This window comes from Faecalispora sporosphaeroides DSM 1294, from assembly GCA_000383295.1.
Classification (GTDB): domain Bacteria; phylum Bacillota; class Clostridia; order Oscillospirales; family Acutalibacteraceae; genus Faecalispora; species Faecalispora sporosphaeroides.
Window position 1 is genome coordinate 166,668 of record KB911071.1, and the last position, 21,194, is coordinate 187,861.

The window sequence follows — 21,194 nt, forward strand, 5'->3', positions numbered from 1 at the left end:
CACTGGCCTTGCGCAAAGGCATTACTTGGAGTACAACTCAACGATGAGAGTTTCGTCAACTGCCAGCTCAATGTCCTCACGCTCGGGGAATGCCAGAACCTTGGCTTCCAGAGTGTTGCGGTTGAGATCCACCCATTTCGGTACAGGACGGGAAGCGTTCGCCTCCAGCACAGCCTTGATCTTGTCGCTGCTGCGGCTGGAATCTTTGATGGAAATAACCTCACCCGGTTTTGTCAGGTAAGAGGGGATATCGACTCGCTTGCCATTGACGGTGAAGTGACCGTGAACGACCAGCTGGCGCGCTTCCGCGCGGGAGCTGCCCCAGCCCAAACGGTACACAACGTTGTCCAGGCGGCTCTCGAGAATTCCGAGCAGCAAATCGCCGGTTTTGCCTTCCATGCGGGTAGCCATGTCATAGTAGCCTCTGAACTGGCTCTCCAGAACGCCGTAAAAGCGCTTGGTCATCTGCTTTGCACGCAGCTGCAGACCGTATTCAGAAGTCTTCTTGCGTCCCTGGCCGTGCTGGCCCGGGGCATACGCTCTGCGGCCAACTCCGCACTTGTCTGTGTAGCAGCGCTCGCCCTTCAAAAAGAGCTTCTGGCCTTCGCGGCGGCACAGCTTGCACACAGCCTCTGTATATCTTGCCATAATAAGGTTGCACCTCCTAATAAATCGGTTTTGGTACTAAACGCGTCTTCTCTTGGGCGGGCGGCATCCGTTGTGGGGGATGGGGGTCACATCTTTAATCATGCTGACCTCAAGCCCGGCGCCCTGCAGCGCGCGGATCGCGGCTTCACGGCCGGCGCCCGGTCCCTTCACGAAAACCTCTACCGATTTCATACCATGCTCCATCGCGACCTTGGCGGCTGTTTCCGCTGCGGACTGCGCGGCAAAGGGAGTGGACTTTCTGGAGCCTCTGAAGCCCAGCTCACCGGAGCTGGCCCAGGAAATTGCATTGCCCTGCACATCGGTAATGGTAACAATTGTATTGTTGAAAGTAGACTGAATGTGAGCAGCACCGCGCTCGATGTTCTTGCGTTCGCGGCGTCTGCGGACTGCGGTAGTTTTCTTACCGCCTTTTTGTGCTGCCATCTGAGTAATCCCTCCTGACTTCGCTTATTTCTTCTTGTTTGCCATGGTTTTTCTGGGGCCCTTGCGGGTGCGGGCATTCGTCTTGGAACGCTGGCCGCGAACGGGCAGGCCCTTGCGGTGACGGATTCCGCGGTAGCAGCCGATTTCGATCAACCGTTTGATGTCGAACGCCACGTCGCGGCGCAGGTCGCCTTCCACGCGGCAGTTGTGGTCGATATACTCTCTCAGCTTTGCAGTGTCGTCTTCAGACAGATCGCGAACGCGGGTGTCCGGATTGACACCGGTTGCCTTCAGAATATCATTGGCGGTTTTGCGGCCAATTCCAAAAATATAGGTAAGCCCAATTTCAATGCGTTTGTCTCTGGGCAAATCGATACCTGATATACGCGCCATACTGGTTGCACCTCCATAAGATCAAATTACGCCATCAGCCCTGGCGCTGTTTATGCTTGGGATTCTCACAAATAACCATGATCTTTCCCTTGCGCTTAATGATTTTGCACTTCTCGCAAATTTTCTTTACAGAAGGTCTGACTTTCATTCTGTGCGCCCTCCTTGATGAAGTCGTTAAACAAATCGGATTTCACTGGTTTTATTTGGAACGCCAGGTGATACGTCCGCGCGTGAGGTCATAGGGCGACAGCTCTACGGTAACCTTATCGCCGGGCAGAATGCGGATAAAATTCATGCGCAGCTTACCGGAAATATGCGCCAGTATCGTGTGGCCGTTCGGCAGCTCTACGTTAAACATCGCGTTCGGCAGAGCTTCTGTTACGGTACCCTCAATTTCGATCACATCTTGTTTTGACATAAATCAGCATAACCTCCTCTTGCAGAAATCAGCTGTCCTGGGAAAATTGCCGCAGGGCGCAGCGGATTTCACGGTTGGTGTTCATCGAGCGAAGCAAGGTGTTTGTCGCGGCAAGGTGAATCGGGTTCTTGCGTTTGGGCCTTTCCAGCGGGCGGCGTTTTCCGTCGCAGACAACAATCTCGCAGCCGGAGGCCTCCAGCACCACTAAAAACTCACCCTTGTCGCGCCCTCTTAGTGACCGGACAACAAGCCCTCTAACAAAATCCATCCTGATTCCCCTTACACTGTTTTCCCATTCAAAAATAATGAATTGAAGCTTCTCTTCTCGCCCCGCCTGCGGCGGGGGAAAAACGCGATCCATCGCTCTGTTCGGAAAACAGCATTAATCCGGTACGGTCAAAATGACAGGACCATCCGCGGTGATGGCAATCGAATGCTCATAGTGAGCGGCCAGCTTGCCGTCTGTTGTAACGGTGGTCCAGCCGTCAGATAATGTTTTGACGGTATGCACTCCGGCATTCACCATTGGCTCAATGGCTATCGTCATGCCAGGTAACAATCGCACGCCCCGGCCGGGCGCTCCAAAATTCGGTACGCTGGGATCTTCGTGCAGCTTCGCGCCTACTCCGTGGCCGACAAAATCGCGTACCACCGAGTAACCGCGCGCTTCGACATACGTTTGCACCGCATGGCCGATATCGCCCACCCGGCCCCCTGCCTTTGCGGCGCGGATGCCCTCGTAAAGGCTCTCCCGGGTCGTGTCCATCAGGCGCTGCGCTTCGGGGGAAACATCGCCGCACGCAAACGTGTAGGCGTTGTCGCCCGTAAAGCCCTCATAAAACGCGCCGATGTCAATGCTGACAATATCGCCGTGCCTGAGGATCAAATCCTTGCTGGGTATGCCGTGGATAACCACATTGTTCACCGAAATGCAGGCACTGGCCGGAAACCCGCCGTATCCCAGAAAGGAAGGCTTCGCACCCTCGCTTTCGATATAGCGGCGGGCAATGCGGTCGATCTCCCAGGTGGAAACACCGGGCTCGACCGCCTGGCCTGCCAGTTTTAATGCATTGGCTGAAATTCTTCCCGCTACCCGCATCGCTGCGAGCTCGCGGCTGGTTTTAAGCACAATCATAGCTGCGCCTCTTCCAATATGGCAAGAGTTTTGCGGGTGGTATCCGCAATGTGCTCTTCCCCTTCTACAATGAACAGTCTGCCCTGCCTGCGGTAATATTCCTTCAGCGGTTCCGTCTGCTCATGGTAAACTATCAGCCGTTCCTTCACTGTTTCGGGCTGGTCATCCTTACGCTGAGAAAGGGTGCCGCCGCACTTGTCGCAAACGCCGTCGACCGCGCTCGATTTATACCGCACGTGGTAGATTGCGCCGCAGCTGTCGCAGACACGGCGTCCGGATATTCTGGCAACGATGTCCTCGTCGGCCACCTCAATATCGATGACCTTATCGATCGCAAATCCCATCTTATCCAGAGCCTCGGCCTGAACTATGGTTCTCGGGAAACCGTCCAGGATAAATCCGTTTGCACAGTCGTCCTTTGCCAGTCTTTCCCTGATGATGCCGATCACGATCTCATCGGGAACCAGCTGGCCGGCTTCCATGTAGGACTTTGCTTTCCGGCCCATTTCAGTACCGCTTTTCAGCGCTTCTCGAATTATTTCTCCCGTAGAAATGGCGGGAATAGACAAACGCTCGCAGATCACTTCAGCCTGCGTTCCTTTGCCGGCGCCCGGAGCGCCAAGAAGTATGATTTTCATAATCCTTTTCCCTCTCTCCCCAAGTTGTTTTCAAAAGCCTGCCTGTCAATCAAGAAAGCCCTTGTAATGGCGCATCATCATCTGAGACTCCATCTGTTTGACTGTATCCAGAGCGACGCCTACCAAAATGATAAGAGAGGTACCGCCCAGAGACATGTTGTGCATTCCTGTCACCGCACCAAAAATGATGGGCAGCAGCGCAACCACAGCCAGGAACAAAGCGCCAATCAGGGTAAGCTTGGAAAGGATTCTAGAAATAAAATCGGAGGTCGGCTTTCCGGGGCGGACACCCGGAATCGTACCGTTGCTTTGACGAAGATTATTGGCCATTTCAATCGGATTATACTGAATGGTAACATAGAAATACGCAAACATGACAATCAGAAGGAAATACACGACCGAATACATCCAGCCTGTGGTGGAGAAGGCATCCAGAAAGCCTTTCCAGAAGCCGCTCTTCGGGTTGGTGAACAGCTGGATGGTGCTGGGGATGGCAAGAATCGAGCTCGCGAAGATGATCGGCATAACGCCGGACATCGCAACCTTGATCGGAATATGGCTGGACTGACCGCCGTACATTTTGCGGCCCACCATGCGCTTGGCATACTGGATCGGGATCCGGCGCTCGGAGTTGTTCATCAGAACAATAACCCAGATGACCGCCAGGAACAAAACGACGAAGATCGGAACAAACGCATAATACTTGCCGTAGGTGGAAGGATCCTGGTTGGCAATTTGCAGGTATTTGCCCAGCGTGTTCAGAATATGCGGCATACGCGCCACAATACCGGAGAACAGGAGGATCGAAATACCGTTGCCGATACCGTACTTGTTGACCTGCTCACCCATCCACATCATCAGCGCCGTACCGGCGGTGAAGGTGAAGATGATAACCACAGCGGAGAAAGCCTGTTCCCAGCCCCTGTTGAACATGGTGATGGGGGTTCCCTCAAAAGAGCTGTTGTGCAGATAGAAGTAGTAAGCGGTACCCTGAATCAGACCCAGCACAACGGTGACGTAACGGGTAATGGCGGCAATCTTCTTGCGGCCCTCTTCGCCCTCTTTGGCCAGGCGCTCCAGAGGAGGCAGGGCCACAGTCAGCAGCTGCAGAATAATGGAGCTGTTGATGTAGGGCGTAACGCTCATGGCAAACAGGGTGGCATTTGCGAACGCGCCGCCGGAGAGCATATCCAAATACCCCAGCGCGTTGCCCGACTCGCCAACCTGGCTCATTAAGCCCTGCAGGGCTTCTACGTTCAGGAAGGGCACCGTAATCACGGCGCCGAACCGGAACACAACGATTATGAACAGTGTAAACAGAATTTTTTTGCGCAGATCAGGAATGGCCCAGGCGTTCTTCATTGTAGAAAACAACTCAGATCACCTCTGCCTTCCCACCGGCAGCCTCAATCTTCTGCTTTGCCGCTTCAGAGAAGGACGTTGCCTTTACTGTCAAGCTTTTGGTCAGCTTGCCGTTTGAAAGAATCTTCACTCCGTCAAAGGAATTTCTCACGATGCCGGCATCCAGCAGCGCCTGAATATCGACCACCGCGCCGTTCTCAAAGGATTCCAACGTACCGACGTTGACCGCAACGATGTTCTTCGCAAAAATATTGACAAAGCCTCTTTTGGGAATTCTTCTCTGCAAAGGCATCTGGCCGCCTTCAAAACCCGCGCGGAACCCGCGGCCGGCTCTGGCCTTCTGGCCTTTATGGCCCTTGCCGGAGGTTTTGCCCCAGCCGGAGCCGTGTCCTCTGCCGATTCTGCGGGCCGTTTGGGTAGACCCGGGTACTGCAGATAAGTCATGCAACTTCATTTACTCGCACCTCCTTGCTTACGCGTTGCTTACCTCGATGAGGTGGATAATCTTTGCCACCTTGCCTTTGGTCTGAGGATTATCGGGCTGCGTAGTGCAGTCGCCGATCTTATGCAAACCAAGGGACTGAGCGGTCGCAATCTGGTCCTTGTGGCTGCCGATCAGGCTTTTTACCAACTTGATGTGAATCTGTGCCATATTGCTGCCCCCCTTGTTACAGAATCTCTTTTGCCGATTTACCGCGGATCGCAGCAACCTCATCGGCAGTGCGCAGCTGAGCGAGACCCTCAATGGTCGCCCGAACCACGTTGCACGGGTTGTTGGAGCGCAGTGCCTTGGTACGAATGTCTTTAATACCGGCGGATTCCACCACCGCACGAACCGCACCGCCAGCGATAACGCCGGTACCGGGAGCGGCGGGCTTCATCAGCACGCGGCCTGCACCGTATGCGCCGATGACTTCGTGAGGAATGGTGCTGCCGCGCAGAGAAACCTTGATCAGGTTCTTCTTGGCGTCCTCAATCCCCTTGCGGATGGAATCCGGGACCTCTCCTGCCTTACCAATACCGAAACCGACTGTTCCGTTGCCGTCACCGACAACGACCAGAGCGGCAAACTTGAAGATACGCCCGCCCTTTACGGTTTTGGATACGCGGTTGATGGCAACCACGCGCTCTTTCAGATCCAAAGTAGATGCGTCAATTCTAGCCAAAAGTATTCCTCCTTCTCTCAGAACTTGAGGCCGCCCTCGCGGGCGCCTTCGGCCAGCTCTTTGACGCGGCCGTGGAAAATATAACCGCCGCGGTCGAACACGACCTCGGTGATCCCCTTCTCAGCCGCGCGCTTGGCGATCAGCTCGCCAACCTTTTTTGCGGCTTCCTTGTTTCCGCCATTGCCAGTAAACTCTTTGTCCAGCGTGGAAGCTGCCGCGAGAGTAACTCCCGCAACATCGTCGATAATCTGGGCGTAGATGTTCTTGGCGGAGCGGAATACATTCAGGCGCGGGCGCTCTGCAGTGCCCGTAACCTTGCCGCGCACACGGCGGTGGCGGTTCAGTCTGGCTTTATTTGTATCAGCCTTGTTCACCATATTGATTCACTCTCCTTCAGTTACTTCTTCGAGCCCTTACCGGCCTTGCCTTCCTTACGGCGGACAAATTCACCAGCATAACGAATTCCCTTGCCCTTATACGGCTCCGGCGGACGTTTCTCGCGGACTTCCGCGGCAAACTGGCCAACCTTCTGCTTGTCGATCCCGTGAATGATGATCTTGTTGGGCGTGGGAGCTTCGATCTGGATCTCGTCTGTCTCAGACACGATCACCTGATGGGAATAGCCCAGGTTCATGACCAGGTCCTTGCCCTGCTTCTGCACACGGTAACCAACACCCAAAACGTCGAGCTCCTTCTTAAAGCCCTCCGTCACGCCGACCACCATATTGTGCACCAGCGTGCGGGTCAGGCCGTGCAGCGCACGGTTTTCCTTCTCGTCGTTCGGGCGGGTCACGATGAGCTCGCTGCCCTCCTGAGAGATCGTCATGTTCGGGTGGAACTGCTGTGTCAGAGTTCCCTTTGCTCCCTTAACAGTAACAACGTTGCCGTCGATTTTCACCTCGACGCCAGCGGGAATATTTATGGGTTTTCTTCCAATTCGCGACATAATAGCACCCCCTTGTTTACCAAATAAACGCCAGAACTTCGCCGCCTACATTCTCTTTGCGCGCCTGACGATCCGTCATGACGCCCCTTGAGGTAGAAATGACCGCGATGCCGAGGCCCTTGAGAACCTTGGGCAGATCTTCTGCGTTGGAATAAATGCGCAGGCCGGGTTTCGACACTCTGCGCAGGCCTTTGATGACGGGGGTCTTGCCCTCGCCGTACTTCAGATTCACTTTCAGAATCCCCTGTTTGCCGTCCTCGATCACCGTGTAGTTCTTTACATATCCCTCTTCAACCAGAATCTTTACAATAGACTCTTTCATGTTGCTCTTGGGGATCTCAACGGAATCGTGCTTGGCAGCATTCGCGTTGCGAATACGGGTGAGCAAATCAGCGATTGTATCTGTAATCTGCATACCGTTCCCTCCTTTGCTTTACCAGCTGGCTTTTTTCACGCCCGGGATCTCACCCTTATGGGCAAGCTCGCGGAAGCATATGCGGCAAATCCCGAACTTGCGGAGATAAGCATGCGGCCGGCCGCAGATTTTGCAGCGGTTATGCTCTCTGGAGGAAAATTTCGCCGTCCTCAGCTGTTTGATTTTCATTGATGTTTTGGCCACAATAATCCCTCCTTATCTCGCAAACGGAGCGCCCATCAGCGTCAGCAGCTCGCGGGCCTCTTCGTCGGTTTTTGCGGTGGTTACGAAGCAGATATCCATTCCGCGCACCTTGTCGATTTTGTCGTACTCAATCTCGGGGAAAATCAACTGCTCCTTGATGCCCATGTTGTAGTTGCCGCGCCCGTCAAAGGAATTCGGATTAATCCCTCTGAAGTCTCTTACGCGGGGCAGCGCGACGTTGAAGAAACGGTCGATAAACTCATACATGTTCTCGCCTCTGAGCGTAACCTTCACACCGATGTTCATGCCCTCACGCAGCTTAAAGTTCGCAACGGATTTCTTCGCCTTGCAAACCTGGGGCTTCTGGCCGGTAATCGCTGCAATGTCGGTCATGATGGCGTCGATCACCTTGGAATTGTCACGGGCTTCGCCGGCGCCTACATTGATGACGATTTTTTCGAGCTTGGGGATCTCCATCACGCTCTTGTAGCTGAATTTCTTCATGAGCGCGGGCGAGACCTCCTGCTTGTAAAACTCCTTCAGTCTGGCCATGTCGTATTCTTCCTCCCTTACAGCGACTCGCCGCATTTTACGCAAACGCGGTCTTTGGTGCCGTCCTCATAGAGCTTATGCGCAACACGAGTGGGCTTTCCGCAGCGAGGGCAAACGATCTGAACCTTGCAGGCGTACAGAGCGCCCTCGGCCTTTACGAGTCCGCCCGGGGCACCCATTTTACGGGGCTTTACATGCTTTGTTACCATGTTGCGGCCCTCGACGATCACTTTTCCCTCTTTGGGGCTCACCGCCAGAACCTTCCCCTGCTTGCCGCGCTCTTTGCCGCTCAAAATGATGACGGTGTCACCAGTTTTTACATGAACTTTATTATTCATTAGTGAACACCTCCATTACAGTACTTCCGGGGCAAGGCTTAAGATTTTCAGGTAATCTTTGTCGCGCAGCTCTCTGGCAACGGGCCCAAAGATACGCGTGCCCCTGGGGTTTTTATCATCCTTAATCAGAACCGCCGCGTTCTCGTCGAAGCGGATATACGTTCCGTCGTGGCGGCGAACGCCAAAAGCGGTGCGAACAATAACCGCTTTAACAACGTCGCCTTTTTTAACAACGCCGCCGGGTGCTGCTTTTTTGACCGAAGCTACCACAACGTCGCCAATATTGGCATACCTTCTGCCGGTGCCGCCCAGCACGCGAATGCACATAAGCTCTTTCGCGCCGGTGTTGTCGGCAACCTTGAGGTAAGTCTGCTGTTGTATCACAGTGCGTTCCTCCTTCGCTGAAAGCTACTTATTTGGCTTTCTCAATAATCTCGACAAGACGCCATCTTTTTTCTTTGGAAAGGGGACGGGTCTCCATCACACGCACGCGGTCACCGATGTTGCACTCGTTGTTTTCGTCATGAACCTTCAGTTTCACAGTACGCTTGATAATCTTGTTGTAAAGCGGATGCTTCACGCTGTCCTGAATAGCGACAACGGCGGTTTTGTCCATCCGGTTACTGACGACCTTGCCGACGTTGGTTTTTCTCATATTTCTGTCACTCACAGCTTAATCCTCCCTTCCCATTACGCTTTCGCGCTGTCCTTCAGCTCATTCCCTCGCAGCACGGTCTTAATGCGGGCAATGTCTTTCTTGACAGCGGAAATTCGCATCGGGTTGTCAAGCTGATTAATGGCAAGCTGAAAACGCAGGTTGAAAAGCTCTTCTTTCAGGTCCTTCAGCTTGCTCTGCAGCTCTTCGGTTGTCAACTCTCTAATCTCTGCGGCCTTCATGATTGCTCACCACCCGTTTCTTCCTTCTTGACAAACTTGCATTTAATCGGCAGCTTGTTTGCGGCAAGGCGCATTGCCTCTCTGGCGGTTGCCTCGGCAACGCCGCCGATTTCGAACATCACTCTGCCGGGCTTTACAACGGCCACCCAGTACTCGGGCGCGCCCTTACCGGAACCCATGCGGGTTTCCGCCGGCTTTTTGGTGACGGGCTTATCGGGGAAAATCTTAATCCATACTTTACCGAATCTCTTTGTGTAACGGGTCATGGCGATACGGGCGGCCTCGATCTGGTTCGAGGTGATCCAGGCCGGCTCAAGAGCCTGAAGGCCAAAATCGCCGTATGCGACCGTACTGCCGCGATATGCCTTACCGGTCATACGACCGCGGTGCACTCTGCGGTATTTTACGCGTTTAGGCAGCAACATTACTTATTGCCTCCTTCCCTCTTGGGCTTGCGGTTATCGTGAAGAACCTCGCCTCTGTAGATCCACACCTTCACGCCAATGCGGCCGTAGGTGGTAGCAGCCTCGGCAAAACCGTAGTCGATGTCTGCGCGGATGGTCTGCAGCGGGATGGTACCCTCATGGTAGTGCTCGGTACGGGCGATTTCAGCGCCGCCCAAACGGCCGGAAACCTGAGTCTTAATGCCCTTTGCGCCGAGCTTCATGGCGCGGCCCATGCACTGCTTCATCGCACGGCGGAACGAAATTCTCTTTTCGAGCTGCTGGGCAATGTTCTCCGCAACGAGCTGTGCGTTCAGGTCGGGGGATTTCACCTCGACGATATTGATGGATACCGGCTTGTTCAGCATCGCTTCGCACTGCACGCGGAGCTTCTCGATCTCTGCGCCGCCCTTGCCGATGACCATGCCGGGCTTTGCGCAGTGAATGTGAACGCGAACCCTGGAAGCGTCGCGCTCGATCTCGATTTTCGGAACACCCGCGGAAGCGAGCTGCTTCTTGAGTGTTTTACGCAGCTTGTAATCCTCGACCAGGGTGTCGCCAAAGACATTGTCCTTCGCGAACCAGCGGGAATCCCAATCTTTAATTACGCCCACACGAAAGCCGTGGGGATTGATTTTCTGGCCCATAGTTTACCTCCTCCGCTATTCTTTTTCCTTGAGCACGAGGGTAACGTGCGAAGTTCTTTTCAAAATTCTGAACGCGCGACCCTGCGCTCTGGGGCGAATGCGCTTGAGGATCGGGCCAGGGCTGACGAAGCACTCGGCGACGTACAGTCTGGTAACGTCCATGTTATGGTTATTCTCAGCATTTGCAATGGCCGACTTCAGCAGTTTCTGAAGGTCTTCACATGCGGCCTTTGGGGTATGCTTCAGGATAGCCATAGCAAGGTCTGTCTCCTTGCCCCGGATCAAATCCAGCACAATCGATACCTTGCGGGGAGAAATACGGGCGTATTTCAAATAAGCCCTTGCTTCCATTGTATACACTCCTTTCGGCCTTTATCGGGTAGTTTTGGATCCGGCGTGACCTTTAAAGGTTCTGGTGGGGGCAAACTCACCGAGCTTGTGCCCAACCATATCTTCGGTAACATAAACCGGAACATGCTTGCGGCCGTCGTGGACGGCAATCGTATGACCGACGAAATCCGGGAAAATAATCGAAGCTCTGCTCCAGGTCTTGACGATTTTCTTTTCGCCGGCCGCGTTCATCTCTTGAATCCTCTTCAGCAGAACGGGCTGAACATAAGGACCCTTTTTCACACTTCTGCTCATCAGTTAAGCTCCTTTCTGTCCGCCTTACTTACTATTTCTGCGCTTCACGATAAACTTATCGGAGCGGTTCTTCTTAGAACGGGTCTTGTAGCCCAGTGCGGGTTTACCCCAAGGGGTTACAGGGCCGGGGCGGCCGACGGGAGACTTACCTTCACCACCGCCGTGGGGGTGATCGTTCGGGTTCATGACAGATCCGCGAACGGTAGGACGCCAGCCCATGTGGCGCTTGCGACCGGCCTTGCCGATCTTTACGTTCTCATGGTCGAGGTTGCTGACCTGGCCGATGGTGGCCATGCACAGCTGAGAAACGTTGCGCAGCTCGCCGGAGGGCAAACGCAGCAGCGCCATGCCGTTTTCCTTCGCCATCAGCTGAGCCTGGTTGCCGGCCGCACGGGCCAGCTGGCCGCCCTTGCCGGGGTACAGCTCAACGTTGTGGATGAAGGTACCGGTCGGGATTGCGGAAAGAGGCAGCGCGTTGCCGGGCTTGATGTCGGCGGCGGCGCCGGAAACGATCGTGTCACCGACCTTCAGGCCGTGGGGAGCGATGATGTAGCTCTTCTGGCCGTCCTCATATTGAACGAGCGCGATGAAAGCGGAGCGGTTCGGATCATACTCCAGGGTAAGAACCTTTGCCGGGGCGTCTGCTCTCTGGCGCTTGAAATCGATCACGCGGTACTTCTTGCGGTTTCCGCCTCCGCGGTGGCGAACCGTAATTCTGCCATAGCTGTTGCGGCCGGACTTTTTATTCAGCGGCTCCAGCAGGCTCTTCTCAGGGCCCTTTTTGGAAAGCTGAGAATAATCTGTCACCGACATGTTGCGGCGGCCCGCGGTAGTCGGTTTATAATTGATAATAGGCATTCGGTTTCACACTCCTTGTTATGGCTTTGCGGGGATCAGCCAAATCCCCATACTTTGCCCCTGCCTCAGGATCGGCAGGATTCTGTATACACATTGTAATATCGACGCGCGATATTACATCATACCCTCGAAGAATTCGATCGGCTTGCTGTCCTCAGTGAGGGAGACAACCGCTTTTTTCCACGCGGCGGTATAGCCCTGGGTTCTGCCCTGGCGGCGCAGATGTCCGCGGACATGCAGGGTGTTCACCTTTGCGACCTTCACCTTAAAAAGCTCCTCGACAGCGCGCGCAATATCAATCTTGGTGGCATTGCGGGCAACCTCGAAGGTGTACTTTTTAAAGCCAATGGCGCCCATGCTCTTTTCCGTAATGATCGGGCGGATGACGATCTCATGTGCAGTCATTATGCATACACCTCCTCGATCTTGGCTACGGCATCCCTGAGCACGATGAACTTGTCGGCATTGAGGATGTCATAGACATTCAGAGTGTTCACGGTGGCGGTTTTCACGCCCTGCAGGTTTGCGGCGGAAGCGATGACCTTCTTATTCTCCTCAGGGAGAACGATCAGGGCCTTCTTCTCAGCGCCGAGCGCCTTGAGCATGGAAACGATCACCTTTGTTTTGTATTCGTCCATTGCAATCTGGTCCAGAACAACGATCTCGTTGTCGATGACCTTGCTGGAAAAAGCAGATTTCATGGCAAGACGGCGAACCTTCTTGTTCACGGTATATCTGTAGTCGCGGGGCTTCGGGGCAAACACGACGCCGCCGTGTCTCCACTGGGGAGCGCGGATGGAGCCCTGTCTTGCGTGGCCGGTACCCTTCTGGCGCCAGGGTTTTCTGCCGCCGCCGGCAACCTCCGAGCGGGTCAGCGCGGACTGTGTGCCCTGCCGCTGATTTGCCAGATAGTTTTTCACCAGCTCATGCATTACTGCGACATTGGGTTCAATTCCAAATACGGCTTCAGAAAGCTCGATTTGTCCAACTTCCTTACCAGCCATATCAAGTACTGCTACTTTCGGCATTCTAATTCCTCCTTCCCTTACGCCTTCACGCTGTCGCGGATGACAACAACGCCGCCGTTAGGACCAGGGATAGCCCCTTTGATAGCGATCAAATTGTTTTCAGCATCTACCTTGACAACGGTCAAATTCTGAACGGTAACCTTTTCAGCACCCATGTGCCCGGCGGCCTTCAGGCCCTTGAACACTCTGGAAGGACTGGAGTTTGCGCCCAGAGAACCGCGGTGTCTGGCAACAGGGCCGGTACCGTGGGATTCCTTCAGTCTCTGGAAGTTCCAGCGCTTGATCGCGCCGGCGTAGCCCTTACCTTTGCTGGTGCCGGAAACATCGACCTTGTCCCCTTTTTCAAAGACATCGGCCTTGATCAGGTCGCCTACGTTATAGGCGTCTGTGTCGGAGAGTCTGAACTCTCTCAGAGTTCTCTTGGGAGCTACATCCGCTTTCGCGAAATGACCCTTCAGGGGCTTGTTCAAACGGTTCAGCTTTCTGTCGCCGAAACCGACCTGAATTGCCGCATAACCGTCGTTTTCAACCGTCTTCTTCTGCGAAACAACGCAGGGACCGGCTTCCACAACAGTGACAGGGACAACGTTCCCCTTTTCATCGAAGATCTGCGTCATGCCGATCTTCTTGCCAATGATTGCCTTTTGCATGTTTTTTACCTCCTATGCAGGTTATTGGTTGGTGTTTCACCAACGTGACCCCAGCCGCTCGGTTGGTCGATCAGAGTTTGATCTCAATCTCGACGCCCGCGGGAAGTTCCAGGCCCATCATCGCCTCTACTGTTTTGTTAGAGGGTCTGAGGATGTCGATCAGTCTTTTGTGGGTTCTCATCTCGAACTGCTCACGGCTGTCTTTATACTTGTGAACAGCGCGCAGGATGGTGACAACCTGCTTCTCTGTCGGCAGCGGAACCGGGCCGGAAACTCTGGCGCCTGTACGCTTTGCCGTTGCCACGATCTTCTCTGCGGACTGATCCACCAGCTGATGATCGTACCCCTTGATTCTGATCCTGATTTTTTCTTTGACTGCCACGTTGAATCGCCTCCTTGTAAATAGTTGGCGGGCGGCGTTTTTAAAACCTAACACTGCTCCGGGTGTTTCTCCCTAGAACACTAAAAACCGGATTGACTTCGGAAACGAAGTTAATCCGGGAAAGGCACAAAAAACGTCTGGGCAAAACGGCGCACTCATGGCTCTGTTCTGTCCCAAAATATCTGTCGCCCGGTTTAAAATCGGACATACTCCACGGAAAAACCGGCAAATCTGCCGCAACCTCCCGCTTCATCGCATATCTGTCGCAGTCACGCTTCATTATAATACCACATTCTTCATGGGAACGCAAGAATTATTTTCTCTTTTCTGCAAGAATTATTAAAATAATTCTTGTTGAGATCACACAAAAATCAGTGGGAAACCACGGCGTTCTCCAAATCGTCTTCCGGGGGCTGATACGGCGCGTACCCCTCCGGGTTTGCCTCCACCTTTAAATAAGGCTTCATCTCGAAATACGGCACCACAATCTGGTATACATCGCCCAGCGCGTAGGGCACCGGCAGCGAAAAGCCGATTCCGTCCGGCGTCATATACACGGAGGTTTCCGCCTTGTTCTGCGCGATGATCTCGGAGGGGAGCGCGTTTGCAATCTCTGCCGGGGCGTTGTCGCGCACGGCTTCCCAGATCACTTCATACAGATCCTCCTCATCTTTGAGAAGGTCGGACGCGGCCAGCACCTTGCCGGATCGCAAATCGAAATTGACGGCTCTGGTGTGTTTGCCCGGGTGGGCTGCATCGGAACGCCCGAAGGAAATGGTAAACAGAACGCTGACAAAATCGCCGCTCTGACGCGTCAGCTCGTAATCCGTGCGAATCGTCACCTGAATCACCTGCTTGCCCGAAGCGTCGCGCTCCTCGGCATAGCCGTTTTCCTCCACGTCGCGCAGCGCCGCTTCCTTTACAGCGGCGTTAAGCGCCTCCGAGTGCTTCATCCCAAGAAACACCGGATATGCTACCGTATAGTTTTTCCCATTATTTTGAAATTGATACAGCTCGCGGCGCACCGCTGCGGTTGAAACCTGATCCGAGCTTTCCGGCTCGGAGGATTCGGGAGCCGAGAGCTCCGGCTGAGAGGATTCCGGCGCCGAAGCTTCCTCGGAGGAAGAAGGCGCCACGCTTTGCCCGCCGCGCTCCGCGCAGCCTGTCGGCAGTAAGAACAGCAGCGCCGCCACACACGCCGCAACCAGTCGTTTCATTTCAGCTCCCCCTTTTTTTAGAAGCAGTTTGTTTGTGCCGGATCACAGCTCCCCGGACAGAAATCATTTGATTGGCGAAAAACAACGATGCCCTGTAAAACAGACCCCCGGGCCCCCGCAGAGAACGCTCACTGGCCAAAATGGCAGTCGGACCATCCAGAAGATCGAGGTCTTCCGGCGAATCGATTTCTTTGGCAAGCAGTACGGGTCGCGGGAAGCATTGCCGATATTGGCCCCACCCGCGCACCGCCGCGGCAGAAGAAACCACCAGCGCCGCCGTTGCACACACCGCAAGCAATCTTTTCATGGCCGGCTCACCTTTCCGGCAGATCGCTCTTTCCCGCTGCTCCCGCACCGCCAGGCACCCAGAGAAGAAAAGGCGTTTGCAAAGAGAAAGACCAGACGAAAAACAGCCCTTGTCACTCCCTGCCCTCTGCCGTCAGTCACAACGATCGAGGTAGGGCCGTCCGCCGCACCAATTACGCCAACAGCACAGGCGTCGCGCCCGGCCCAGCGACCGAGCCGCCACCCAGCCAGCGCAGCAGCCGCCATTGATACAGCCGTTAACGCTATCAGAACTTCCCAAAGCTTTTTCATAGGTTTCTCCTTTCTTTGCCCCTTATTCTCCGTTTAATGGAAAAAAGGGAAAGGGATGGCTGGCATCCTCTTTCCCCTTTTCGCATCGTTACCCATTGGTTTTGTCCGCCGCGGCGGCAAATGGCCTCAGTAGGCCTTGCCCCAGTAAACCATCGCTTTGGCTTTTTGCCCACAGCAGACACAGGTCTCCGTAATCTGTTCCTGCTCAAAAGGCATACAGCGGGAGGAAACTCCGGCCAAATCCTTCAGTTTTTCCTCACACTCGGCACTGCCGCACCACATCGCTTTGATAAAACCGGGCTTCTGGTCCGCCACCTCGCGGAATTCATCCAATGTTTTGACGGCGTAGGTCATGTTCTCGCGGCGCTCAAGCGCCGCTTCGTACATGCCCCTGCGAACCGCTTCCAGCTGATCCAGCACCGCCTGCTCGAGACCGGCCAGAGAAACAAAGCTCTTTTCTCGGTCGGTTCTGCGAACCAGCACGCATTGATCCTTCTCGATATCCTTGGGGCCGATCTCCAAACGAACCGGAACCCCTTTCATTTCATACTGAGCAAACTTCCAGCCGGGCGACTGATCACTGTCGTCGACCAGAACACGGCAGACCTTTTTAAGCCTTTGCTCAAGCTCCCTCGCCTTTTCCAGAACGCCTTCCTTATGCTGCGCCACCGGCACAATCACAACCTGAATCGGCGCGATTGCGGGGGGCAGAACCAGGCCGTCGTTATCCCCGTGGGTCATAATGATTCCGCCGATAATGCGGGTGCTCATCCCCCAGGAGGTCTGGTAGGGGTGGCAGGCGGAATTATCCCTGCCCTGAAACGTGATGTCAAACGCCCTTGCGAATCCGTCGCCGAAATAATGGCTGGTACCGGATTGCAGCGCCTTGCCGTCGTGCATCATGGCCTCAATGGTATAAGTCATTTCCGCGCCGGAAAACTTTTCCTTGTCGGTCTTTCTCCCCTTGATCACGGGAATCGAAAGCTCGTTCTCGCAAAGCTCCGCGTACACCCGCAGCATCTGCTCGGTTTCGGCCTTGGCCTCTTCCGCCGTTTCGTGCATGGTGTGCCCCTCCTGCCAGTGGAACTCCACCGAGCGAAGGAACGGGCGGGTGGTTTTCTCCCACCGCACCACAGAACACCACTGGTTGTAGAGCTTTGGAAGATCGCGCCAGGATTGAATTTTGCGCGCGTAATAATCACAGAACAGGGTTTCGGAGGTAGGGCGCACGCAAAGGCGCTCGGGCAGCTCCTCGTTACCGCCGTGGGTAACCCACGCGACCTCGGGTGCGAAGCCCTCTACGTGATCCTTTTCCTTCTGCAGCAGGCTTTCGGGAATAAACAGCGGCATCGCCACGTTCTGATGCCCCAGCTCCTTAAAGCGTTTGTCGAGAAGATCGCGGATGTTCTCCCAAATGGCCCAGCCGTACGGTTCAATCACCATGCAGCCGCGCACGCTGGAATAATCCATCAGCTCCGCTTTTTTCACAATATCTGTGTACCATCTGGCAAAGTCTTCCTCCATGGGAGTAATGGCTTCTACCAGCTTTTTTTGTCCGGCCATGATTTGCTTGCTCCTTAATTACTGCTTTTCTTTTTTGCCGCCGGTCACCTTATCCAGGCCAACGATCAGCGCATAGATCAGCACCATTACGATAAAAATACCCAGCATTCCCTTGCCCATGAGCTCAAGGGAATGGTCGATAGCGTCAGACTCCACAGGGCCTATAACGCTTTGAAAGGCAATTGCCAATGTAGTCAAATTCATAATAGAAGCCCTCCTTTAAGCCAAAAATACTTTCGCCAGAGACAGAATAATGCCGCCGGCTACAACGGAACCGATCTGGCCGGCAACGTTTGCGCCAACCGCGTGCATCAGCAGGTGGTTCTGGTTGTCCTCTTTCAGCGCCATCTTCTGAATCACGCGGGAGGACATCGGGAACGCGGAGATACCGGCGCCGCCGACCATGGGGTTGATCTTTTTGCCCTGGGGCAGGAAGATGTTCAGGATCTTCGCGAACACAACGCCGCCGATGGTGTCAAAGATAAACGCAAACAGGCCGAGAGCCATAACGATCAGCGTACCGATGTTCAGGAAGCGGTCTGCCTGCATGGTGAACGCGATGGTGATGCCCAGGAAGATGGTAATCAGGTTGGCCAGCGGGCCCTGCGCTGTCTGCGACAGGCTCTCGAGGCGGCCGCTTTCACGGATCAGGTTACCGAACATCAAGAAGCCTACCAGCGCTACGGAGTCGGGAGCGATCATGCCCGCGATCAGCGTAACCACAATGGGGAACAGAATCTTGGTGGTTTTGGTAACGGACTTCGGGTTGTAGGGCATGCGGATCATGCGCTCTTTCTTGGTTGTTACCAGCTTGATCGCCAGAGGCTGAATCACAGGAACCAAGGCCATGTACGAATACGCTGCAACGGCAATCGCACCCATATAAGCGCTGCCCAGCGTTTGAGAAACGAGGATGGAGGTCGGGCCGTCGGCCGCGCCGATGACGCCGATGCTCATGGCGTCTTTGAGCGGGAAGCCGAGCAGAACCGCCAGCACAACAGTCAGGAAGATACCGAACTGTGCCGCGCCGCCGAACAGAAGCATCCGGGGGTTTGACAGCAGGGGCCCGAAATCGATCATCGCGCCGATACCCACGAACAGCAGAAGCGGGAACGCTTCAGAAGTCTCGATGCCCGTCTGGAACAGCCAGGTAACAATACCCGGCGCTCCCTCTACAGTGGTGTGGCCGGCGGCATCAACAGCAATGTTGCCGAGCACGCCCGGGAGGGGCAGGTTTACGAGAATTGCACCAAAGCCCATAGGGAGCAGCAGTGCAGGTTCAAAATCCTTTTCAATTGCAAGCCAGATGAGCAGCGCTCCAACTACCCACATGACCAGCATTTTCGGGTTGGCGGCCATAGTCTGCACGCCGTCAACTAAAAAGCTGAATTCACTCAACGATTTTTACTCTCCTTTTGAAAATATTTTATTTTCCATGCTAACTCAATCCATTATATCGGCTTCCATTGTGATTTTCAAGTCAAAAGCCCAAAAAATCATAAAAAAACCGCTGTGCAGGGCACAACGGCTTTCATTTTTTGTAGATTATGCAGTTTTAACCATTTTTTTGCTGATTTTATACAGTCTTAAACATGCTCCTCAATGTATTTTACAAGTTCCCCGACTGTTTTAATGTTATCGATCTCCGTATCGGGAATCTCGATTTCAAATTCATCTTCGATCGACATCAGCAGGTCGACCACATCCAGGGAATCCGCGCCCAGGTCATCCACCACGGATGTGTCTAGAGTAATGGAGTCCTCCTCAACATCAAACTGCTCGCTGAGGATCGCCTTTACCTTCTCAAAAACCATCCTTTTTCCTCCTAACCGTATAAAGTAAAAAATGATTGCGCTCGGTTTGCAATCAAGAATATTGTATGCTACAATTTCCCTACCCACATATTATTAGCAATCTTTCTCTTTGTCAATAGGAATTATAACTTTCCTGACTATTTCTTTTCAGAGGGGTTTCCAAATGAAAAAACGTCATTTCGGCCTGATCGGGTTTCCGGTGGGCCACACCATGTCGCCGTTCATCCATGGCGAGCTGTTCCGCACGGCGGGGATCGACGCGGACTACACGGTGCTCTCCGTTTCCCCGGAGGAGCTTGCGCAGCCTGAAGAAAAGGAGCGCCTTCTCGGGCTGGACGGCTTTAATGTGACGATCCCCCACAAGCAGGCGGTCATGGCCCTGCTGGGGAAAATCGACGAAAAAGCGGCGGCGTTTTCCTCGGTGAATACCGTAAAGAACGAGAACGGCTGCCTTTGCGGCTTTACCACCGACGGGGAGGGCTTTCAGAAATCGCTTCGCGCCGCGGGAATCCCCATGGGAGGGAAAAATCTGATTTTGGGCAGCGGCGGCGTTGCGCGCGTGATGGCTTTTGAGCTGGCCGACGCCTCCTATTTCCCCGACCTGACAATCTGCGTGCGGGAAAGCGGCCTTTCCTCCGCCCGCGAGCTGGCAGACACCCTGACCGGGCGCCTGCGCGAAAAGCGGAAGGATTTTCTGGTGCGGGTCTGCCGTTACGACGAGCTCGACCCGGCCGAATCGTATGACCTGGCTGTGAACGGCACGCCGGCGGGCATGCACCCGAACACCCATACTATTCCCCCGCTGCCCGCGGAATTATACCAAAACATTTCCGCCGTTTTCGACGCGGTGTACAATCCGCAGGACACTCTGTTTCTGCAAACGGCCCGACGCGCCGGAGCTGTGGCCGTGGGAGGCATGGATATGCTCGTGTGGCAGGCGGCCGCGGCGCAGCGCATTTGGTACGGCGCGGAGTTTGACCCGCAGCGTGTGGCTGAAATCGGCCGCAGCGCCATTCTGGAAATGAACCGCATGTTCGGCGGGGCAAAGGAGTGACGCAAATGGCCGACAACATTGTTCTGTGCGGCTTCATGGGCAGCGGCAAAACGACGGTCGGGCAGGCGCTGGCGCAGAAAAGCGGGCGGCGCTTTTTTGATCTGGATCAATGCATTGAGCGGCGGCAGGGGAAAACCATCTCTCAAATTTTTGCCGACGAGGGCGAGCAGGCCTTTCGCCGGATGGAGACCGAGGCCGCGCGGGAGCTTTGCTCACAGAAAGGTCTGGTCATCGCCACCGGCGGCGGCGCGGTTTTAAGGGAAGAAAACGTGGACATTCTGCGCCGAAACGGCGTGATCGTGCTGCTGGACGCCTCCCTCGACACACTGGAGCGCCGTCTTGCCGGCGTGAGCGACCGCCCGCTGCTGCAGCGGGCGGACCGACAGGAATTTCTGCGCGCGCTGTACGCCGAAAGAATGCCCTTATACCGCGCCGCGGCGCAGCTCTGCGTGGACGCGAACCAGGACCCCGACACGGTCTCGGAACAAATTTTACAAAAAGCTGAACTTTTTTTCGGCAAAAACACTTGACAAACTTTTTGAGATTGTTTATCATGAACGCAAGTTGAAAACGAAAACCGGAGGAATCTTTACTCATGGACGTTATTCGTAACAGTGTGCGATTTACAGGCTTTGGCTATCCCCGCTTTTATTTTGCGTGGGATTTTTTCGCATGCTCCGAATACTGCCGTGACTGTTTCCGTCGGTCTGAATTTACTTCTTGCGCAGGGCGTACCAAGC

The 21,194-nt window shown here is 54.5% G+C and carries 39 protein-coding genes; 2 read left to right on the forward strand and 37 right to left on the reverse strand.

The window, feature by feature from the left end; translation table 11 throughout:
* Window positions 1–21: 21 nt before the first annotated feature.
* From rpsD to acpP, 37 genes are all read right to left on the reverse strand, one after another.
* Window positions 22–648 carry a 30S ribosomal protein S4 gene (gene rpsD / locus G340_RS0111640; protein WP_020073832.1) on the reverse strand — a complete coding sequence of 209 codons (627 nt, stop codon included), beginning with the start codon at window positions 646–648 and terminating at the stop codon, window positions 22–24.
* Window positions 649–684: 36 nt separating this feature from the next.
* Window positions 685–1,092, reverse strand: coding sequence for a 30S ribosomal protein S11 (rpsK, locus tag G340_RS0111645; protein ID WP_020073833.1), 408 nt, complete (start codon window positions 1,090–1,092; stop codon window positions 685–687).
* Window positions 1,093–1,116: 24 nt separating this feature from the next.
* On the reverse strand, window positions 1,117–1,485 hold the full coding sequence (gene rpsM / locus G340_RS0111650; protein WP_020073834.1) for a 30S ribosomal protein S13: 369 nt from the start codon (window positions 1,483–1,485) through the stop codon (window positions 1,117–1,119).
* Window positions 1,486–1,519: 34 nt separating this feature from the next.
* Entirely contained in the window at window positions 1,520–1,633 is a 114-nt protein-coding gene (gene rpmJ, locus G340_RS0111655; protein ID WP_009065749.1) for a 50S ribosomal protein L36, read from the reverse strand.
* A 51-nt stretch (window positions 1,634–1,684) separates the two neighbouring features.
* On the reverse strand, window positions 1,685–1,903 hold the full coding sequence (gene infA, locus G340_RS0111660) for a translation initiation factor IF-1 (RefSeq protein WP_009065662.1): 219 nt from the start codon (window positions 1,901–1,903) through the stop codon (window positions 1,685–1,687).
* A 28-nt stretch (window positions 1,904–1,931) separates the two neighbouring features.
* The gene (locus G340_RS17980; RefSeq protein ID WP_154653191.1) at window positions 1,932–2,171 is read right to left on the reverse strand and encodes a KOW domain-containing RNA-binding protein; all 240 of its coding nucleotides are present in this window, start codon (window positions 2,169–2,171) and stop codon (window positions 1,932–1,934) included.
* A 114-nt stretch (window positions 2,172–2,285) separates the two neighbouring features.
* The gene (map, locus tag G340_RS0111670) at window positions 2,286–3,038 is read right to left on the reverse strand and encodes a type I methionyl aminopeptidase (RefSeq protein WP_020073836.1); all 753 of its coding nucleotides are present in this window, start codon (window positions 3,036–3,038) and stop codon (window positions 2,286–2,288) included.
* A complete protein-coding gene (locus G340_RS0111675) occupies window positions 3,035–3,676 on the reverse strand; it encodes an adenylate kinase (RefSeq protein WP_020073837.1) in 642 nt (213 codons plus the stop codon). Before G340_RS0111675 ends, map begins: the two co-directional genes overlap by 4 nt.
* A gap of 45 nt (window positions 3,677–3,721) precedes the next feature.
* The gene (gene secY, locus G340_RS0111680; protein WP_020073838.1) at window positions 3,722–5,038 is read right to left on the reverse strand and encodes a preprotein translocase subunit SecY; all 1,317 of its coding nucleotides are present in this window, start codon (window positions 5,036–5,038) and stop codon (window positions 3,722–3,724) included.
* 13 nt (window positions 5,039–5,051) lie between these two features.
* Window positions 5,052–5,492, reverse strand: a complete 441-nt coding sequence (gene rplO / locus G340_RS0111685) for a 50S ribosomal protein L15 (protein WP_020073839.1) — start codon at window positions 5,490–5,492, stop codon at window positions 5,052–5,054.
* An 18-nt stretch (window positions 5,493–5,510) separates the two neighbouring features.
* A complete protein-coding gene (gene rpmD, locus G340_RS0111690; RefSeq protein WP_020073840.1) occupies window positions 5,511–5,690 on the reverse strand; it encodes a 50S ribosomal protein L30 in 180 nt (59 codons plus the stop codon).
* Window positions 5,691–5,706: 16 nt separating this feature from the next.
* Window positions 5,707–6,204 carry a 30S ribosomal protein S5 gene (gene rpsE / locus G340_RS0111695; protein ID WP_020073841.1) on the reverse strand — a complete coding sequence of 166 codons (498 nt, stop codon included), beginning with the start codon at window positions 6,202–6,204 and terminating at the stop codon, window positions 5,707–5,709.
* Window positions 6,205–6,221: 17 nt separating this feature from the next.
* On the reverse strand, window positions 6,222–6,581 hold the full coding sequence (gene rplR, locus G340_RS0111700) for a 50S ribosomal protein L18 (RefSeq protein ID WP_020073842.1): 360 nt from the start codon (window positions 6,579–6,581) through the stop codon (window positions 6,222–6,224).
* 20 nt (window positions 6,582–6,601) lie between these two features.
* A complete protein-coding gene (rplF, locus tag G340_RS0111705; RefSeq protein WP_009065734.1) occupies window positions 6,602–7,150 on the reverse strand; it encodes a 50S ribosomal protein L6 in 549 nt (182 codons plus the stop codon).
* 16 nt (window positions 7,151–7,166) lie between these two features.
* The gene (gene rpsH, locus G340_RS0111710; RefSeq protein WP_020073843.1) at window positions 7,167–7,565 is read right to left on the reverse strand and encodes a 30S ribosomal protein S8; all 399 of its coding nucleotides are present in this window, start codon (window positions 7,563–7,565) and stop codon (window positions 7,167–7,169) included.
* A gap of 18 nt (window positions 7,566–7,583) precedes the next feature.
* Window positions 7,584–7,769 (reverse strand): type Z 30S ribosomal protein S14, encoded by a 186-nt coding sequence (locus G340_RS0111715; protein WP_009065714.1) that lies wholly within the window; start codon window positions 7,767–7,769, stop codon window positions 7,584–7,586.
* A 12-nt stretch (window positions 7,770–7,781) separates the two neighbouring features.
* Window positions 7,782–8,321, reverse strand: a complete 540-nt coding sequence (rplE, locus tag G340_RS0111720) for a 50S ribosomal protein L5 (RefSeq protein ID WP_009065758.1) — start codon at window positions 8,319–8,321, stop codon at window positions 7,782–7,784.
* Window positions 8,322–8,338: 17 nt separating this feature from the next.
* Window positions 8,339–8,659 (reverse strand): 50S ribosomal protein L24, encoded by a 321-nt coding sequence (gene rplX / locus G340_RS0111725; RefSeq protein WP_009065525.1) that lies wholly within the window; start codon window positions 8,657–8,659, stop codon window positions 8,339–8,341.
* A gap of 15 nt (window positions 8,660–8,674) precedes the next feature.
* On the reverse strand, window positions 8,675–9,043 hold the full coding sequence (rplN, locus tag G340_RS0111730) for a 50S ribosomal protein L14 (protein WP_020073844.1): 369 nt from the start codon (window positions 9,041–9,043) through the stop codon (window positions 8,675–8,677).
* A 28-nt stretch (window positions 9,044–9,071) separates the two neighbouring features.
* Window positions 9,072–9,329, reverse strand: a complete 258-nt coding sequence (gene rpsQ / locus G340_RS0111735; protein ID WP_020073845.1) for a 30S ribosomal protein S17 — start codon at window positions 9,327–9,329, stop codon at window positions 9,072–9,074.
* A 20-nt stretch (window positions 9,330–9,349) separates the two neighbouring features.
* The gene (gene rpmC, locus G340_RS0111740; RefSeq protein WP_020073846.1) at window positions 9,350–9,556 is read right to left on the reverse strand and encodes a 50S ribosomal protein L29; all 207 of its coding nucleotides are present in this window, start codon (window positions 9,554–9,556) and stop codon (window positions 9,350–9,352) included.
* Complete coding sequence (gene rplP / locus G340_RS0111745) at window positions 9,553–9,981, reverse strand: 50S ribosomal protein L16 (RefSeq protein WP_020073847.1); 429 nt, start codon at window positions 9,979–9,981, stop codon at window positions 9,553–9,555. Before rplP ends, rpmC begins: the two co-directional genes overlap by 4 nt.
* Window positions 9,981–10,646 (reverse strand): 30S ribosomal protein S3, encoded by a 666-nt coding sequence (gene rpsC, locus G340_RS0111750; RefSeq protein ID WP_020073848.1) that lies wholly within the window; start codon window positions 10,644–10,646, stop codon window positions 9,981–9,983. The genes rplP and rpsC overlap by 1 nt, the downstream gene beginning before the upstream one ends.
* 15 nt (window positions 10,647–10,661) lie before the next feature.
* Complete coding sequence (gene rplV, locus G340_RS0111755; protein WP_009065523.1) at window positions 10,662–10,997, reverse strand: 50S ribosomal protein L22; 336 nt, start codon at window positions 10,995–10,997, stop codon at window positions 10,662–10,664.
* Window positions 10,998–11,018: 21 nt separating this feature from the next.
* A complete protein-coding gene (rpsS, locus tag G340_RS0111760) occupies window positions 11,019–11,291 on the reverse strand; it encodes a 30S ribosomal protein S19 (RefSeq protein ID WP_009065752.1) in 273 nt (90 codons plus the stop codon).
* Between the two features lie 24 nt (window positions 11,292–11,315).
* Window positions 11,316–12,149, reverse strand: a complete 834-nt coding sequence (gene rplB / locus G340_RS0111765; protein ID WP_020073849.1) for a 50S ribosomal protein L2 — start codon at window positions 12,147–12,149, stop codon at window positions 11,316–11,318.
* A gap of 114 nt (window positions 12,150–12,263) precedes the next feature.
* Window positions 12,264–12,554 (reverse strand): 50S ribosomal protein L23, encoded by a 291-nt coding sequence (gene rplW, locus G340_RS0111770; protein WP_020073850.1) that lies wholly within the window; start codon window positions 12,552–12,554, stop codon window positions 12,264–12,266.
* Window positions 12,554–13,177 (reverse strand): 50S ribosomal protein L4, encoded by a 624-nt coding sequence (rplD, locus tag G340_RS0111775; RefSeq protein ID WP_020073851.1) that lies wholly within the window; start codon window positions 13,175–13,177, stop codon window positions 12,554–12,556. Before rplD ends, rplW begins: the two co-directional genes overlap by 1 nt.
* A 17-nt stretch (window positions 13,178–13,194) precedes the next feature.
* A complete protein-coding gene (rplC, locus tag G340_RS0111780) occupies window positions 13,195–13,827 on the reverse strand; it encodes a 50S ribosomal protein L3 (protein ID WP_020073852.1) in 633 nt (210 codons plus the stop codon).
* Window positions 13,828–13,897: 70 nt separating this feature from the next.
* Complete coding sequence (rpsJ, locus tag G340_RS0111785) at window positions 13,898–14,209, reverse strand: 30S ribosomal protein S10 (protein WP_009065628.1); 312 nt, start codon at window positions 14,207–14,209, stop codon at window positions 13,898–13,900.
* A gap of 371 nt (window positions 14,210–14,580) precedes the next feature.
* A complete protein-coding gene (locus G340_RS0111790; RefSeq protein ID WP_020073853.1) occupies window positions 14,581–15,426 on the reverse strand; it encodes a polysaccharide deacetylase family protein in 846 nt (281 codons plus the stop codon).
* 1 nt (window position 15,427) lies between these two features.
* Window positions 15,428–15,733: a hypothetical protein gene (locus tag G340_RS0111795; protein WP_020073854.1), complete on the reverse strand. Its 306-nt coding sequence runs from the start codon at window positions 15,731–15,733 to the stop codon at window positions 15,428–15,430.
* On the reverse strand, window positions 15,730–16,023 hold the full coding sequence (locus G340_RS0111800; protein ID WP_020073855.1) for a hypothetical protein: 294 nt from the start codon (window positions 16,021–16,023) through the stop codon (window positions 15,730–15,732). Before G340_RS0111800 ends, G340_RS0111795 begins: the two co-directional genes overlap by 4 nt.
* Before the next feature lie 126 nt (window positions 16,024–16,149).
* Window positions 16,150–17,586 (reverse strand): proline--tRNA ligase, encoded by a 1,437-nt coding sequence (gene proS, locus G340_RS0111805; RefSeq protein WP_020073856.1) that lies wholly within the window; start codon window positions 17,584–17,586, stop codon window positions 16,150–16,152.
* An 18-nt stretch (window positions 17,587–17,604) separates the two neighbouring features.
* Window positions 17,605–17,790, reverse strand: a complete 186-nt coding sequence (locus tag G340_RS0111810) for a hypothetical protein (protein WP_020073857.1) — start codon at window positions 17,788–17,790, stop codon at window positions 17,605–17,607.
* A gap of 15 nt (window positions 17,791–17,805) precedes the next feature.
* Window positions 17,806–18,927 (reverse strand): sodium ion-translocating decarboxylase subunit beta, encoded by a 1,122-nt coding sequence (locus tag G340_RS0111815; protein WP_081626951.1) that lies wholly within the window; start codon window positions 18,925–18,927, stop codon window positions 17,806–17,808.
* Window positions 18,928–19,172: 245 nt separating this feature from the next.
* Entirely contained in the window at window positions 19,173–19,400 is a 228-nt protein-coding gene (gene acpP, locus G340_RS0111820; protein WP_009065587.1) for an acyl carrier protein, read from the reverse strand.
* A 163-nt stretch (window positions 19,401–19,563) separates the two neighbouring features.
* Here acpP and G340_RS0111825 point away from each other — a divergent pair, with 163 nt between their 5' ends.
* Both G340_RS0111825 and G340_RS16740 read left to right on the forward strand, forming a co-directional pair.
* On the forward strand, window positions 19,564–20,454 hold the full coding sequence (locus G340_RS0111825) for a shikimate dehydrogenase family protein (protein ID WP_020073859.1): 891 nt from the start codon (window positions 19,564–19,566) through the stop codon (window positions 20,452–20,454).
* Between the two features lie 5 nt (window positions 20,455–20,459).
* Entirely contained in the window at window positions 20,460–20,984 is a 525-nt protein-coding gene (locus G340_RS16740; RefSeq protein ID WP_020073860.1) for a shikimate kinase, read from the forward strand.
* Window positions 20,985–21,194: the final 210 nt, after the last annotated feature.